We start from the raw sequence: 14,809 nt of genomic DNA, 5'->3' as shown, positions 1-14,809 counted from the left end.
CGGGCCGAACCTGGTGTCGGGTGGGACGAATCCGGTGTCGGGTGGGACGAATCCGGTTCAGCCGACGAGCCACGGCAGGTCGTGGCCCATCCGGTCGCGCTTGGTCAGCAGGTAGGCCAGGTTGTGCTCGCTCGCCTGCACCGGGATCGGCTCGCGGCCCTTGACCTTGAGTCCGTGCTCGGTCAGCGCGTTGAGCTTCTCCGGGTTGTTGGTGAGCAGGGTCAGCGAGCGCACGCCGAGGTCGGTGAGCATCTGGGCGCCGATGCTGTAGTCCCGCGCGTCGGCGGGCAGGCCCAGCTCCAGATTGGCGTCCACCGTGTCGTGGCCCCGCTCCTGGAGCTCGTAGGCGCGCAGCTTGTGGCCCAGGCCGATGCCGCGCCCCTCGTGCCCGCGCAGGTAGAGCACCACGCCGCGGCCGGCCTCGGCCACCTTCGCGAGGGAGGCCTGCAGCTGCGGGCCGCAGTCGCAGCGCAGCGAGCCGAAGACGTCGCCGGTCAGGCACTCGGAGTGGACCCGGACCAGTACGTCCTCGCCGTCCGGCAGCCGGCCATCGGCAGCCAGCCCGCCGGCGACCAGCGCGATGTGCTCGACCCCGTCGAGCGTGTTGCGGTAGCCGACCGCGGTGAACTCGCCGTGCAGGGTCGGCAGCTTGGTGGCCGCGATCCGGTCCACGTGCTGCTCGGTGCGGCGGCGGTAGGCGATCAGGTCCTCGATCGAGATGATCGCCAGACCGTGCTCGCGGGCGAAGGCGACCAGTTCGGGTAGCCGGGCCATGGTGCCGTCGTCGTTGACCACCTCGCAGATCGCGGCGGCCGGGGGCAGGCCGGCCAGCCGGGCCAGGTCGACGCCGGCCTCGGTGTGGCCCGGGCGGACCAGGACACCGCCGTCCATCGCGCGCAGCGGGAAGACATGCCCCGGACGGGTGAAGTCCGCAGCGGTACTGGCCGGTTCACCCAGCAGGCGGACCGTCAGGGCGCGGTCGGCGGCGGAGATCCCGGTGGACTCCACCTCGCGGGCGTCCACCGAGACGGTGTACGCGGTGCCCTTGCGGTCCTCGTTCACCCGGGTCATCGGCGGCAGGTTCAGCCGGTCGGCGTCCGCCTGGGTGACCGGCACGCAGATCACGCCGGAGGTGTAGCGGATGGTGAAGGCCAGCAGCTCGGGCGTCGCGGCGGTGGCCGCGAAGATCAGGTCGCCCTCGTTCTCGCGGTTCTCGTCGTCGACCACGATCACCGCACGGCCGGCCGCGATGTCGGCGATGGCGCGCTCGACCGGGTCGAGGGTCAGGTCATTGGAGCTGGTGCTCATGCCGGTACTCCCTGGAGGGTCGGGGCGGAAGCGGTACGGGGAGTGCGACTGCGCAGCCACCAGGCGCGCAGGCCGGCCAGTACCAGGACGAAGTAGATGCTGTAGGTCAGGCCGGAGAAGGCGTAACCGCTGTTGAAGGCCAGCGGGACGCCGACCACGTCGACGGCGATCCAGGCGATCCAGAACTCCACCCAGCCACGGGCCTGGGCGACCATCGCGGCCAGCGTGCCGGTGAAGATGTAGGCGTCGGACCACGGGCTCCAGGACATCCAGGAGTAGTGGGTGAAGAGCAGCGCCAGGCCCACGGTGGCCAGCGCGGTGGCACCGACCAGCAGCAGGCGCTCGGTCCAACTGGCGAACCGGACCTGGATCTCACCGGTGTCCCGCTTGCCGCGCTGCCACTGGAGCCAGCCCCAGAACGCGGTGACGATCACGATCACCTGCTTGCCGGCCAGGCCGGACAGGTGGCCCGTCGCGAAGGCGCCGAACAGTACGGCGCCGGAGAGGAGTTGGACCGGCCAGCTCCAGATCGAGCGCCGCCAGCCGAGCGCCAGCGCGCCCAGGCCGAGCAGGTTGCCGATCATGTCGGTCCACAGCACGCGCTGGCCGAATATCGAGAAGGCGACGCTGTTGAGCCAGTTCACGAGGCGTCCTTCGGGGCTTCGTCGGAGCCGTTGTCCGAGGCGGTGAAGGCCGGCGCGGTGCTGAGCGCGGAGACCGCGGAGGCGACGGTGAGGCCGGGGATCGCCCGGGACTCCAGCAGCCGCTCGACGTACTTGGCCAGGACGTCCACCTCAAGGTTGACCGGCTCGCCGATCTTCTTGGCACCCAGGGTGGTCAGGGCGAGAGTGGCCGGGATCAGGCTGACCGTGAAGCTGTCCGCGGCGGCCGCCACCACGGTGAGGCTGACGCCGTCGACGGTGATCGAACCCTTGTCCACCAGGTAGCGCGAGATGTCCGCCGGGAGCGAGAACCGCAGCACCTCCCAGCGGGGCCTGCCGTCCGCGTCCAGCTCGCCGGGCTCGCGGCCGAGCAGGGCGCCGGTGGCATCGACGTGCCCCTGGACCAGGTGGCCGCCGAGCCGGGCGCCGAGCGCCATCGCGCGTTCCAGGTTGACCCGCGAGCCGGGCAGCAGCGCCCCGAGGCTGGACCGCAGCAGTGTCTCGGCCATTACGTCTGCGCTGAACTCGCCGCTCTCGGCGCCGAGTTCCTCAGGACTGTCGACCACGGTCAGGCAGACGCCGTTGACCGCGATGGAGTCGCCGTGCCGGGCACCGGTACAGGCAAGGGGGCCGCGCAGGCGGATCCGCGAGGAGTCGCCGTACTCCTCGATGGAGACGACCTCGCCGAGCTCTTCGATGATGCCGGTGAACACCCGGGTTCTCCTCGCGCTAGAGGCGCGGACTCCGGGGCGGCAAAGACGTGGGAAGCGGACACGGATCCAACGGGAGCACAGGCGTCGCCGCGTCGACACACCACCCCTGAACGGGGGCGGGCGCACCACGCCACTGCCTGAGAAAACGCGGTCACCCCGGGAAGGGGACCACGGCACCGCTCGATCCGTCGCGCACGCCTCCCATCCGGACTTTAACCGTCGGTCCAGGAGTTTCACCTGGTCAACCGGCCGCTGGCTGCGGACGGGTCGCGGACTGTAACCGCCGGTTCGGATTTTCACCGACCCCGGAGTGCGCTGAACGTCACTGATTGCACTGCTCTGTACTGCTGCTTGGTTCTGCTCGTCATTGTGCCATGATCCGCAAGTGCTCCGGGAGAGGGCCGCACTGTGCTCTCTTTCACTCAGCCGCCGGGAATGCGCGCGGGGCCTCGCGGTCGGGACCTGGCGACCGTCAACCCTGCCGCGCCTGCCCCTCCCCCGTCCGGACGAACCTCCCGACACGTGGGCCGGGCGCTCGTACTGCACCGCACCGCCCGGGCCCACCTGCACCAGGCCGTCGGGGCGATCCTGCAGACGCTCGGCTACACCGTCACGCAGAACCGCGACGGCTCGCTGCGCATCGACGGCCCCGCCGGCGCCACCGAAGGCGCGCAGACCTCGGCCGAGCTGGCCACCTCCGCGGGCGCCGGTCTCGACGACTTGGAGACGCTGCGCGCACGCGGCGACCGAGGGCCCCGTGGTGGGAGTGACGAGGACGGCGACGACGGGTCGGCCGGAGTGCTGGCCCGGCTCTGACCGGGTCGGCTCTGATCGGGTCGGCTCTGGTCGGCCCGGGCACTGGTCGGCAGGGGCGGCGATCATCTGATCAGCTGTGGCCATCGCACGGAGCCGAGCCGCGGCTCGTCCTGACGGTCAGTCAGCTCAGCTGCCCGGTCAACTGCTGCCGGCCGACCACCCGCAGCAGCTCCAGTCGCCCGGCCGTGTCGCTGCCGGGGCGGGCCGTGTAGACCACCAGCAGCTGCCGCTCGCCCGAACCCGCCAGCACCTCGCAGTCCAGTTCGAGCGTCCCGACCACCGGATGCAGGGACCGCCGATCCCTGGATGACGCGGACGCCGGGGCTGTGAGTTCGCCACCCGGGCGGGCGGTGAGCCGGGCGGGCGGCGGAATCACCCGTCCAGCCGATCCCGCACACCCGCTCGATTTGACAGGCTGGACTCCCCACCCGGAGGCCGGAGGTGACGTCGTGACAGAGCTGCTCCAGGGATCGATCCTGACGGTTGATCAGGTCATCGCACGGATGCGTGGGCTCGCGCCCGGCTTCCCGCCGGGCGATGGGGTCGGCGTCTTCCACCGGATGTACCTGACCGTCACCGAGTTGGTCGACGCCAGACTCGGTGACGGTTACTTCGCCGACCCCGCCGCGCTGGCGACGCTGGACGCGCTCTTCGCCGGGCGGTACCTGGCCGCCGTCGACGCGGATGCGGCCGGGCGGCGCCCGCCGGCCTGCTGGCGCCCGCTCTTCGAGCTGCGCCGGTCGCCCGGGGTGCATCCGCTGCAGGCCGCACTGTCGGGGATGAACACCCATATCGAGCACGACCTGCCGCTCGCCGTCATGGACACCGCCGCGCGGCTCGGCCGCGATCCGGTCTCCTTCGAGGCCGACTACCACCGGATCAACGACCTGCTGGCCCAGGTGGAGGCCCAGGTCCGGGCGGAGCTGCTGCCGGAGCCCGATCCGCTCGGGCTCACCGAACCGCTGCTGCACGTGCTCGGGGTCTGGAGCATCGACCGGGCCCGCTCGGCGGCCTGGGCCACCGTGCTGGCGCTGCGCGGGCTGCGCCACGCACCGCTCGCCTACCGGGCCCTGGTCGCCGCCCTGGACGACTCGGTGGGCATGGTCAGCCGCGCTCTGCTCACCCCGGTCGGGGGCTGACGACCAGGGGTCGGCAAGGGTCTCGCACCGGGCCGACCAGGGTCCGACCGCCGGCCGTCCAGGGCCTGCTCAGGGTCGGACAAGGGCCGGGACAGCGGGCGGGACAGGGCGTGGCCGGGGCCGAAGCGCAAGCTGACCTTAAATCATGAGCGCTTCGCCCCACCTCTCTTGACGTGCTGCATTGGTCTCTACCAATGTGGGGGTGCCGCGGCACTCCCCCACTGTCCTGGCGGCATGCTCCGTGCGCCGCCCCACGCCAAGGAGGACCCGCCCATGAGGCGCGTCACCCTGCCCACCCTGGTAGCCATCACGCTGCTGACCGGCGTCGTTCTGCCGCTCTCGCTCCCCATGGGTGCACAGGCCGCCAGCGGGATCACCGGGCTGGTCGCCACCCTGACCCAGCCACAGACCTGGCAGAGCGGTTTCGAGGCCGACTACACGGTCACCAATGACACCAGAGCAACCGTCAACTCCTGGTCGCTCACCTTTGACCTGCCCACCGGCGAGACCGTCAGCAGCGCCTGGAACGGCACCCTGACCAGCAGCGCGACCAGCACCGGCACCCACTACACGGTCACCTCGCCGAGCTGGGCCGCACCGCTGGCCCCGGGGGCGAGCGCCCCGGCCGTCGGGATGGACATCGCCACCACCGGCACCCAGGTGTCGCCGGCCAACTGTCTGATCAACAACCAGCCGTGTGCCGGTGTCCCGGTCACCAACACCCCGCCCACCGTCCCCACCGCGGTGGCGGTCTCCGGCACCGGCCCGGACGCGATCTCGCTCTCCTGGAACGCCTCCACCGACCCGTCCGGCGTGGCCGGCTACAACGTCTACGAGGGCTCCTCGGTGGTCGCCTCCACCACCACGGCGACCAAGGTCACGGTCAACGGCCTGCTGGCGGGCAGCAGCCACGCCTTCACCGTCACCGCCTTCGACGCGCTCGGCAACGAGTCCGCGCAGTCCGCCCCGGTGACCGGGGTCGCGGGCAGCGGCACCTCCCCCGGCGTGGCCGCCCCCTTCGTCGACCTGGGCGCCTACCCGACCCCCAACCTGGCGCAGATCGCCCAGACCACCGGCCTCAAGCAGTTCTCGCTGGGCTTCATCGTGAACGGCACCACGCCCTGCACGGCCAGCTGGTTCAACGCCTACGACCCGGGCAGCGGCTGGGACAAGGCCGACTTCGACGCGGTGCGGGCGGCCGGCGGCGACGTGCGCCCGTCCTTCGGCGGTGCCAACGGCACCGAACTGGCCCAGTCCTGCACCGACGTGCCGAGCCTGACCGCCCAGTACCAGAAGACGGTGGACGCCTACGGGCTGGACCGGATCGACTTCGACATCGAGGGCTCCGCGGTCTCCGACCACGCCTCGGTGGACCGGCGCTCGGCCGCGATCGCCGCCGTGCAGGCCGCCCAGCGGGCCAAGGGCCGCGACCTCAAGGTCACCCTGACCCTGCCGGTGCTGCCCAGCGGGCTGACCGCCGACGGCGTCTACATCCTGCAGTCCGCCAAGGCCGCGGGCGTCAATGTGGACGCGGTCAACGTGATGGCGATGGACTTCGGCGACACCGAGGCGCCCAACCCGTCCGGCCAGATGGGCGCCTACGCGATCCAGGCGGCGCAGTCCACCCGGGCCCAGATCGCCCAGGTCTGGCCGAACCTGACCACCGCGCAGACCTGGGCCATGGTCGGGGTCACCCCGATGCTGGGCCAGAACGACAACGCGGACGAGGTGTTCGGCCTGAACGACGCCCAGCAGCTGCTCACCTTCGCGCAGCAGAACCACCTGGGGGAGCTGTCCTTCTGGGAGGTCACCCGGGACGGCAACGCCTGCACGGGCAGCCTGTTCAAGTGCACCAACATCCAGCAGACGCCGTACCAGTTCTCCAAGCTCTGGGCCACCTACCAGGGCTGACCGCCCCGGACTGCGCGGGCATGACCGAGCCCGCCTTCACAGGGTCGGGGGCTCGGTCATGCGGGTCAGGCGATCAGGAGCGATCAGGCCCAGCTGGAGTGCAGCGGCTTGCCCTCGGCGTAGCCGGCCGCGCTCTGCACGCCGACGATCGCCTTCTCGTGGAACTCCTCCAGGCTGGCGGCACCGGCGTAGGTGCAGGAGCTGCGGACGCCCGCGATCACCGAGTCGATCAGGTCCTCGACGCCCGGGCGGGCCGGGTCGAGGAACATCCGCGAGGTGGAGATGCCCTCCTCGAAGAGCGCCTTGCGGGACCGGTCGTAACCGGACTCCTCGGCCGTGCGGTTGAGCACCGCGCGGGCCGAGGCCATGCCGAAGCTCTCCTTGTACTGGCGGCCGTCGGCGGTGGTCTGCAGGTCGCCGGGCGACTCGTAGGTACCGGCGAACCAGGAGCCGATCATCACGTTGGAGGCGCCGGCGGCCAGCGCCATCGCGACGTCGCGCGGGTGGCGCACGCCGCCGTCCGCCCAGACGTGCTTGCCCAGCCGGCGCGCCTCGGCGGCGCACTCCAGCACGGCGGAGAACTGCGGGCGGCCCACGCCGGTCATCATCCGGGTGGTGCACATGGCGCCGGGGCCGACGCCGACCTTCAGGATGTCCGCACCCGCCTCGACGAGGTCGCGCACACCGGCGGCGGAGACCACGTTGCCCGCCACGATCGGGATCTGCGGGTCCAGCCCGCGCACCGCGCGCAGCGCGCTGATCATCGACTCCTGGTGACCGTGCGCGGTGTCGACCACCAGTACGTCCGCCCCGGCGTCGATCAGCGCCTTGGCCTTGCCGGCCACGTCGCCGTTGATGCCGACGGTGGCCGCGATCCGCAGCTTGCCGTTGGCGTCGACCGCCGGGGTGTAGAGGGTGGCGCGCAGCGCGCCCTTGCGGGTCAGGATGCCGACCAGCTTGCCGTCGGCATCGATGACCGGGGCCAGCTTGCGGTGGCCCTCGTTGAGCTTCTCGAAGGCGGCGCGCGGGTCGATGTCCGCGTCCAGCAGCAGCAGGTCGCGGGACATCACCTGGGCGAGGCTGGTGAAGCGGTCCACCCCCTGGCAGTCGCCCTCGGTGACCACGCCGACCGGCCTGCCGTCCTCGACCACGACCAGGCCGCCGTGGGCGCGCTTGGGCAGCAGTGCCAGCGCGTCGGCGACGGTGGCGCCGGGCGCGAGCGTGAGCGGCGTGTCGAAGACCAGGTGGCGCTGCTTGACCCAGCCGATCACGTCGGCGATGACCTCGGTCGGGATGTCCTGCGGGATGGCCACCAGGCCGCCGCGGCGGGCCACGGTCTCCGCCATCCGGCGGCCGGCGATCGCCGTCATGTTGGCGACCACCAGCGGGATCGTGGTCCCGGTGCCGTCGTTGGAGGAGAGGTCGACACCCTGCCGGGAGCCCACGGCGGAACGGCTGGGGACCATGAAGACGTCGTCGTACGTCAGGTCGTACGCGGGCTTGAGGTCGTTCAGGAAGCGCATGAATGGGGCTCTCTGGCTGGGAGAAAAGTACACCTCAGGTGCGGATGCGGCTCGGCCGCAGGGCGCACTCGGGCGCCCCGCACCCAACCGTCGATCCTGACTCATACCCCGCTCGAAAGCCAGTTCACACGCGATCCTTGAAGATCCACACAACGGAGATCAGCAGAGCGGCGGATGGCCTTGGAGGAAGCTCCAAGGCCAGGGGGCTTGCCACGGCCGCGGGAACGCCGGAAGCCGGCTGACGGGAGTTCCGTCAGCCGGCTTCGGTGGTGTTCCAGTCGGTCAGGCGCTCGCCTTGGCGGGCTCCTCGGTGCCCGGCAGGCCGTCGGCCGCCGCGCTCTGCGCCTCGGCCTGCGCCAGCTCCTCGCGGATCTGCGCCAGCGACGGGTTCGCCCAGGCGCTGCGCACACCGAAGGCGTAGAAGGCCAGGCCGATCAGGGCGACCACCAGCAGGTCCCAGCCCTCGGGCAGGTAGCCGTGGCCGCCGTAGTCCTTGGACCCGGCCCACGAGATGCCGGCCATCACCAGCAGGTAGCCGATCACCCAGACGCCGGCCTTCAGGTGCGGCTTGATCTCGGCCCACGGCTTGCGCAGCTCGTACCAGGCCCAGATCGGCAGGCCGGCGGCCATCAGGAAGATCACCTTGCCGGTCAGCGGCCAGCGGGCCCAGTAGAGCACCAGCGAGCCGAAGACCATGGCGACCGGCGCGATCACCGGCATCGCCCGGAGCTTGACCGGGCGGTTCAGGTCCGGGGCCAGCCGGCGCAGCGCCATCACGGCCACCGGGCCGGTGATGTAGGAGATCACCGTGGCGACCGAGACGATCTCGGCCAGCGAACCCCAGCCACGGAAGACCGCGAGGAAGAGGAAGGCGATGAAGAGGTTGAGCAGCAGCGCCGGGCGCGGGATGCCGGTCTTGGGGTCGACCCGGCCGAAGATCGAGGGCAGCTGCCCGTTCTCCTGCACGCCCTGGATCATCCGCGAGGTGGTGGCGGCGTAGATCATGCCGGTACCGGTGGGCGAGATGAAGGCGTCCGCGTAGAGCAGCATGGCCAGCCAGTTCAGGCCCCAGGCCATCGACAGGTTGGCGAGCGGGGAGTCGTAGTTCAGACCGCCCCAGCCGTTCGCCAGGTCGTGCGACGGCACCGCGAGCAGGAAGGCGCACTGCAGCGCGATGTAGATCACCAGCGCGATCAGGATCGAGCTGATCACGGCCTTGGGCAGCGACTTGCCCGGGTTGCGGGCCTCGCCCGCCAGGTTCAGCGGGGACTGGAAGCCGTTGTAGGCCCAGACGATGCCGGAGAGCGCGACCGCGGTGAACACCGAGCTCCAGCCGTTGGGGGTGAAGCCCCCGTGGTCCTGGAGGTTGTGGGTGTCGAAGTGCGCCAGCAGCAGGCTGCCCGCGGTCAGCGTCGGCACGATCACCTTGAAGACGGTGATCGCGGTGTTGGTCTTGGCGAAGAGCGTGATGGCGAACCAGTTGAGCAGGAAGTACCCGATCAACAACACGCTCGCCAGGGCCACACCGGTGCCGGTCAGCTCCTTGCCGTTGTACAGGTGGTGTGCCCAGCTGAAGTGCCAGGAGCTCATGTACTGCACGGAGGCGGTGGCCTCGCCGGGGATCACCGAGACGATGGCGATCCAGTTGGCCCAGGCGGCGAGGTAGCCAGTCAGGGAGCCGTGCGAGTACTGGCCGTACCGCACCATGCCGCCGGCCTTGGGGAACATCGAGCCGAGCTCGGTGTAGGTCAGGGCGATGGTGAGGGCCACTGCGGCGCCGATCACCCAGGCGATGATCGCGGCCGGGCCGGCCAGGCGGGCCGCGCGCTCGGCGCCGAACAGCCAGCCCGAGCCGATGATCGAGCCGAGGCCCACGGCCGTGAGGCTGATCGTGCCGAGCGTGCGGCGGTAATGCTGGGACGCAGTCCCCGACTCGGGCGCGCTCAACGTATCGTCCTCCGTCTTGTCCCCAGGCGCCCCGGGTTGGGCCCTGTGCTTGGTGGCTCAGGGTCCGCGGGGCGCGACGGTCCGCACGAGGCAGGGGCCGCCGGCGGCGGAGTCCGCGGGTCGCAGCCGCTGCGGGTTGCAGGGTCTGCGAACAGCGCGGCCTGGGCCGGGCAATCTGGCCCAAGTTAGGCGACGAAAGCGGACGTAAGCCTCAGATGAAGCTCAAATCGTCCGATCGTTGTCATCTCGTGTCCGTTTTTCGTTCACCCGGCCGAACCGCGTACAGGGGCCCCACCTGGGCGAATGCCGATCACCGTGCCGCACCGCTCGCCGATCCCCAAGAGATGGCCAAACCTCTCAAAAGATGGCCAAGCCTTTCAACAGGATGTTGACGGCGCTGGGTGTCCGCTCTACGTTTCTCCCATCCGGAACTTTTCTTCCACAATGTGGAATCGATAGCCGCTGACCGTGTACCGGCCACGCCGCCGTCCGGCCCACCACCCCCGCATCCGAAGGAGTACTCCGTTGAATCTCGCACCGCGGGAGATCGACAAGCTCTACGTCTACGTGGTGGCCGAGCTGGCGCGCCGACGCCGCGACCGTGGCGTCAAGCTGAACTACAGCGAGGCCGTGGCGCTGATCAGCGAGGCGATCCTGGAGTCGGCCCGGGACGGTCACACGGTGGCCGAGTGCATGGAGATCGGGAAGAAGATCGTCACCACCGACGAGGTCATGCTCGGGGTCCGGGAGATGCTGCCGCTGCTGCAGATCGAGGCGGCATTCGTGGACGGCACCAAGCTCGTCTCCTGCCACGACCCGGTCGGGGCCTGAGCCGTGCCGACGGCTGGAACTGCGGCACCGGACGGCACGGCGGCCAGAGCGGCCGCGAGAGCGGTGGCCGGAGCAGCGGCGACCCGAGCAACGGCGACCCGAGCAACGGTGGCCGGAGCAGCGGCGACCGCGGCCCGCGGCGAGAGCGCGGCCACCCTGGTGCTGGTCGGCGGGCACGAGAGCGGCGGGGCCCAGCGGTTGCGGCCACTGGTCGAGAGCCGGCCCGAGTGGCGCGCGGTCGGCCCGGGACGCGCGCTGGCGGGCGCGGTCGCGGCGGCCCTGGCGGAGTCCGATCATCCGGTCTGCGTGGTGCCGATGAGCCTGGGCCGCGACCCGCGGCTGATCGCCGACACCGCGAGGACGCTGCGCTGGCTCTCCGGCCCCGCGAACAGCGGCCGGCTCGTGCTCGCCGAACCGTTCGGCGGCACCGAGCACCTGATCGGCTGGCTGCGCGGCGGCACCGGCCGCGCGCTGGAGCTCCCGGCGGCGCCGCAGACGGCAGCGGGCGGCGGGACGGTGGGCGAAGGGGCAGTGGGTGACGGGACGGCGGCCGAGCCCACCGCGATCCTGCTGACCGCACCGGCGGCCGGGCCGTTCGAGGACGCGGAGCTGTTCCGGATCGCCCGCCTGGTGCGGCAGTACCGCACCCACCGCTGGGTCGAGGTCGCCTTCGAGAACGGGGATCCGAGCGTGGCCGAGGGCGTCGAGCGCTGCCGCCTGCTCGGCGCGCGACGGGTCGTCCTGGTGCCGGCCGCCTTCGGGGCCGCGCCGGTGGTACCCGGTGGCGAGGACGGCGGACCGCTGCTCGGCGGACGGGCCGTCGCGGGCGTGCTGCGTGCCCGGGTGGCCGCCGCGGTGCGGCGCCTTGGGCAGGGCGTCGACGGCATCGCCGCCGGGCTCGACGCCGAGCACGGGCACGGCTTCCCGCACTCGCACAACTCCCTGCCGCAGCACTGCCATTGACCGGCGTCACGCCTCCCCGAACCCCACCACGCCCAGCCGCGCCTCCCCCACACCCCCACACCCCCACGTCCGAAGAGAGATGACCCGATGTCAGGCAGTGCCCGGTACCTGTACGGAGACGATCCGGTCGAGCTGAACGCCGGCCGCCCGAAGGCCAGGCTGACGGTCAGCAACACCGGCGACCGCGCGGTGCAGGTCGGGTCGCACTACCACTTCTTCGAGGTGAACCGGGCGCTGGACTTCGACCGCAACCGGGCCTACGGCATGCACCTGGACCTGCCGGCCGGCACCGCCGTGCGGTTCGAGCCCGGCGACACCCGTGAGGTCGAGCTGACCGCCTACGCCGGCCACCGGCGCCTGGTCGGCTTCAGCGGCCTGGTCGACGGCGGCCTCGGCTCGGCCGACACCCGGGCCAGGGCGCTGGAGCGCGCCGTGGCGCGCGGCTTCCTGGGCGCCCGGCGCGAGTCCGGGCCGGGCACGTCCGGCCCGAGCACGTCCGGCCCGGGCGAGCAGGCTGGGCGCGAGCAGGCCGGGGGCGCGTCCTGATGGCGCTGATCCCCCGCAAGCAGTACACCGACCTCTTCGGCCCCACCGTCGGCGACCGCTTCCAGCTGGCGGACACCAACCTGGTGGTCGAGGTCGAGCAGGACTTCAACCAGGGCCACTACGGCGACGAGGCCGTCTACGGCGGCGGCAAGGGCATCCGGGACGGCATGGCGCAGGACCCCGCCGCCACCAACCTGCAGGGCGCGCTCGACCTGGTGATCACCAACGTGGTGGTGCTGGACCCGGTGCTCGGCGTGGTCAAGGGCGACCTCGGGGTCAAGGACGGCTTCATCGCCGCCGTCGGCAAGGCGGGCAACCCCCGGCTGCAGAGCGGCGTGCACCCCAAGCTGGTGATCGGCCCGGGGACCGAGGTGATCTCGGGCGAGCACCTGATCGCCACCGCGGGCGGCATCGACACCCACATCCACTTCATCGCCCCGCAGCAGGTGCGGGAGGCGCTCAGCAACGGCATCACCACCCTGATCGGCGGCGGCACCGGCCCCTCGGACGGCACGAACGGGACCACCTGCACCCCGGGTCCGTGGAACATCGGGCGGATGTACCAGGCGGTGGAGGACCTGCCGGTCAACGTCGGCCTGCTGGGCAAGGGCAACGCCGCGCTCCCCCAGGCGCTGCGCGAGCAGGTCGAGGCGGGCGTCTGCGGGCTGAAGGTGCACGAGGACTGGGGCACCACGCCCGCCGCGATCGACACCGCGCTGTCGGTGGCCGACGAGTACGACGTGCAGGTGGCGATCCACACCGACACCCTCAACGAGTCCGGCTTCTTCGAGGACACCCTGTCCGCGATCGACGGCCGCACCATCCACACCTTCCACACCGAGGGCGCCGGCGGCGGCCACGCCCCGGACATCATGCGGATCGCCGGCGAGCCCAACGTCCTTCCCTCCTCGACCAATCCGACGCTGCCCTACACCGTCAACTCGATCGACGAGCTGCTCGACATGGTGATGGTCTGCCACCACCTGAGCCACGACATCCCCGAGGACGTCTCGTTCGCCGACTCACGGGTGCGCAGCGAGACGGTGGCCGCCGAGACGGTGCTGCACGACGAGGGGGTGATCTCCATCTTCTCCTCGGACTCGCAGGCGATGGGCCGCATCGGCGAGTCCTTCGCCCGGGCGTTCCAGACCGCGCACCACTGCAAGGACCAGCGCGGCAAGCTGGCCGAGGACAGCGAACGCCACGACAACGCCCGGGTGCTGCGCTACCTGGCCAAGCTGACCATCAACCCGGCCATCGCCTCGGGCACCGCCGAGCACATCGGCTCGCTGGAGCCGGGCAAGCTGGCCGACATCGTGCTGTGGCCGATCAACTCCTTCGCCGCCAAGCCCAAGCTGGTGATCAAGGGCGGCCTGATCAACTGGGCGCTGATGGGCGATCCGAACGCCTCCCTGCCCACCACCCAGCCGATCTACTACCGGCCGATGTACGGGGCGTACGGGCGAGCCCGGCAGGCGACCCGGGTCTCCTTCATGTCGCAGGCGGCGATCGACCTCGGCGTGCCGGGTGAACTCGGCCTGGAGAGCCGGGTGTTGCCGGTTCGGCACTGCCGCACGGTGGGCAAGCAGCACATGGTGCGCAACAGTGCCACGCCACGGATCGTGGTGGACCCGGACACCTACCAGGTCACCCTGGACGGGGTACCGGCCACCATCGCGCCGGCCGAGGCCCTGCCGCTCAACCAGCTCTTCTACCTCGCGTGAGCGCCGCGCCCGCGCCGAGCCCGCTGACGGCCCTGCTGGCCGGCCTCCAGCTGACCGACTCGGCCTTCCCCAGCGGCCGTTACACCCTCTCGCACGGCCTGGAGGGCTATCTGCAGGCCAAGCGGGTGGACCAGCACAGCATGCCGGAGCTGCTGGCCGACCTGCTGCGGCACTCGGTCGGCCCGGCCGATGCCACCGCGCTGGCGCTGGCCCACCGGGCGGCCACGACCGGTGACTTCGACGCGGTGGCCGAGGTGGACCAGCGGCTGCTCGCGAGCAAGCTCAACCGCGAGCTGCGCCAGGCCTGCGTGCGCACCGGGCGGCAGCTGCTGGACACCGCCCAACTCGCCCTGGAGAGCCCGCTGCTGGACCGGTACGCCGAGCTGGTGACGGCCCGGGTCGCGCCCGGCTGCCAGCCGGTGGCCGCCGGGGTCGCCTACGCGGCCGGCGGGGTGGCCCTCGACCAGGCGGTGGCCAGCGACCTGTTCGCCTTCGCCGTCAGCTTCACCGGCGCGGCGCTGCGCCTGCGGCTGACCGACCACCGCCGCGCCCAGTCGACGCTGCGCGCCGCGGCGCCGGTGATCACGGAGGTCACCGCGGCGGCCGTCCGGCGGGAACTGGCCGACCTCGGCGGCTTCGTCCCGCTGGCCGACGCCATGTCCGGGCGCCACGAGCGGGCCGAGGCACGGCTGTTCGCCACATGACACGCCACCAGAAGTCTCATCG

General features: G+C 71.5%; 14 protein-coding genes and 1 riboswitch. Of the genes, 8 read left to right on the top strand and 6 right to left on the bottom strand.

Translation table 11 applies throughout. The annotated features are described in order from the left end of the window. Positions 1 to 57: 57 nt before the first annotated feature. From ACFZB9_RS26825 to ACFZB9_RS26815, 3 genes are read right to left on the bottom strand one after another with little or no spacing between them, the layout of a single operon-like run. Positions 58 to 1,308, bottom strand: a complete 1,251-nt coding sequence (locus ACFZB9_RS26825) for a bifunctional 3,4-dihydroxy-2-butanone-4-phosphate synthase/GTP cyclohydrolase II (RefSeq protein WP_391451256.1) — start codon at positions 1,306 to 1,308, stop codon at positions 58 to 60. Continuing rightward, positions 1,305 to 1,952 (bottom strand): nicotinamide riboside transporter PnuC, encoded by a 648-nt coding sequence (locus tag ACFZB9_RS26820; protein WP_391451254.1) that lies wholly within the window; start codon positions 1,950 to 1,952, stop codon positions 1,305 to 1,307. Before ACFZB9_RS26820 ends, ACFZB9_RS26825 begins: the two co-directional genes overlap by 4 nt. Beyond that, positions 1,949 to 2,683 (bottom strand): riboflavin synthase, encoded by a 735-nt coding sequence (locus ACFZB9_RS26815; RefSeq protein WP_391451252.1) that lies wholly within the window; start codon positions 2,681 to 2,683, stop codon positions 1,949 to 1,951. The genes ACFZB9_RS26820 and ACFZB9_RS26815 overlap by 4 nt, the downstream gene beginning before the upstream one ends. A 189-nt stretch (positions 2,684 to 2,872) precedes the next feature. Then, positions 2,873 to 3,000, bottom strand: a riboswitch (FMN riboswitch). Positions 3,001 to 3,205: 205 nt separating this feature from the next. On the opposite strand from ACFZB9_RS26815, the gene ACFZB9_RS26810 reads away from it, so the two are divergent. Next, on the top strand, positions 3,206 to 3,499 hold the full coding sequence (locus ACFZB9_RS26810) for a hypothetical protein (protein ID WP_391451251.1): 294 nt from the start codon (positions 3,206 to 3,208) through the stop codon (positions 3,497 to 3,499). A gap of 121 nt (positions 3,500 to 3,620) precedes the next feature. Here ACFZB9_RS26810 and ACFZB9_RS26805 read toward each other — a convergent pair whose 3' ends face one another. Then, a complete protein-coding gene (locus tag ACFZB9_RS26805) occupies positions 3,621 to 3,875 on the bottom strand; it encodes a hypothetical protein (protein WP_391451249.1) in 255 nt (84 codons plus the stop codon). Between the two features lie 73 nt (positions 3,876 to 3,948). Here ACFZB9_RS26805 and ACFZB9_RS26800 point away from each other — a divergent pair, with 73 nt between their 5' ends. Continuing rightward, the gene (locus ACFZB9_RS26800) at positions 3,949 to 4,638 is read left to right on the top strand and encodes a DUF5995 family protein (RefSeq protein WP_391451247.1); all 690 of its coding nucleotides are present in this window, start codon (positions 3,949 to 3,951) and stop codon (positions 4,636 to 4,638) included. Positions 4,639 to 4,911: 273 nt separating this feature from the next. Next, the gene (locus tag ACFZB9_RS26795) at positions 4,912 to 6,549 is read left to right on the top strand and encodes a cellulose binding domain-containing protein (RefSeq protein ID WP_391451245.1); all 1,638 of its coding nucleotides are present in this window, start codon (positions 4,912 to 4,914) and stop codon (positions 6,547 to 6,549) included. An 83-nt stretch (positions 6,550 to 6,632) separates the two neighbouring features. On the opposite strand, the gene ACFZB9_RS26790 is transcribed toward ACFZB9_RS26795, so the two are convergent. After that, a complete protein-coding gene (locus tag ACFZB9_RS26790) occupies positions 6,633 to 8,072 on the bottom strand; it encodes a GuaB1 family IMP dehydrogenase-related protein (RefSeq protein WP_391451244.1) in 1,440 nt (479 codons plus the stop codon). A gap of 282 nt (positions 8,073 to 8,354) precedes the next feature. Beyond that, a complete protein-coding gene (locus ACFZB9_RS26785; protein WP_391451242.1) occupies positions 8,355 to 10,019 on the bottom strand; it encodes an APC family permease in 1,665 nt (554 codons plus the stop codon). Positions 10,020 to 10,544: 525 nt separating this feature from the next. On the opposite strand from ACFZB9_RS26785, the gene ACFZB9_RS26780 reads away from it, so the two are divergent. The 5 genes from ACFZB9_RS26780 to ACFZB9_RS26760 all read left to right on the top strand — a co-directional run bounded on the left by ACFZB9_RS26780 (position 10,545) and on the right by ACFZB9_RS26760 (position 14,787). Continuing rightward, the gene (locus ACFZB9_RS26780) at positions 10,545 to 10,850 is read left to right on the top strand and encodes an urease subunit gamma (protein ID WP_391451240.1); all 306 of its coding nucleotides are present in this window, start codon (positions 10,545 to 10,547) and stop codon (positions 10,848 to 10,850) included. Positions 10,851 to 10,958: 108 nt separating this feature from the next. Next, entirely contained in the window at positions 10,959 to 11,813 is an 855-nt protein-coding gene (locus ACFZB9_RS26775; RefSeq protein ID WP_391451238.1) for a CbiX/SirB N-terminal domain-containing protein, read from the top strand. Positions 11,814 to 11,900: 87 nt separating this feature from the next. After that, positions 11,901 to 12,359 (top strand): urease subunit beta, encoded by a 459-nt coding sequence (locus ACFZB9_RS26770; protein WP_391451236.1) that lies wholly within the window; start codon positions 11,901 to 11,903, stop codon positions 12,357 to 12,359. Beyond that, entirely contained in the window at positions 12,359 to 14,083 is a 1,725-nt protein-coding gene (gene ureC, locus ACFZB9_RS26765; RefSeq protein ID WP_391451235.1) for an urease subunit alpha, read from the top strand. Before ACFZB9_RS26770 ends, ureC begins: the two co-directional genes overlap by 1 nt. Continuing rightward, complete coding sequence (locus ACFZB9_RS26760) at positions 14,080 to 14,787, top strand: urease accessory protein UreF (RefSeq protein WP_391451233.1); 708 nt, start codon at positions 14,080 to 14,082, stop codon at positions 14,785 to 14,787. Before ureC ends, ACFZB9_RS26760 begins: the two co-directional genes overlap by 4 nt. Positions 14,788 to 14,809: the final 22 nt, after the last annotated feature.

Source organism: Kitasatospora sp. NPDC008050 (assembly GCF_042957465.1).
Classification (GTDB): Bacteria; Actinomycetota; Actinomycetes; order Streptomycetales; family Streptomycetaceae; genus Kitasatospora.
The sequence above is the reverse complement of the archived record's forward strand: the minus strand, read 5'-3'. Positions and strand labels throughout refer to the sequence as shown.

Excerpts from the sequence above, each read along its gene's own strand:
- ACFZB9_RS26825 (WP_391451256.1), bottom strand. The coding sequence starts at position 1,308 with ATGAGCACCAGCTCCAATGACCTGACCCTCGACCCGGTCGAGCGCGCC.
- ACFZB9_RS26795 (WP_391451245.1), top strand. The coding sequence starts at position 4,912 with ATGAGGCGCGTCACCCTGCCCACCCTGGTAGCCATCACGCTGCTGACC.
- ACFZB9_RS26790 (WP_391451244.1), bottom strand. The coding sequence starts at position 8,072 with ATGCGCTTCCTGAACGACCTCAAGCCCGCGTACGACCTGACGTACGAC.
- ACFZB9_RS26770 (WP_391451236.1), top strand. The coding sequence starts at position 11,901 with ATGTCAGGCAGTGCCCGGTACCTGTACGGAGACGATCCGGTCGAGCTG.
- ureC (WP_391451235.1), top strand. The coding sequence starts at position 12,359 with ATGGCGCTGATCCCCCGCAAGCAGTACACCGACCTCTTCGGCCCCACC.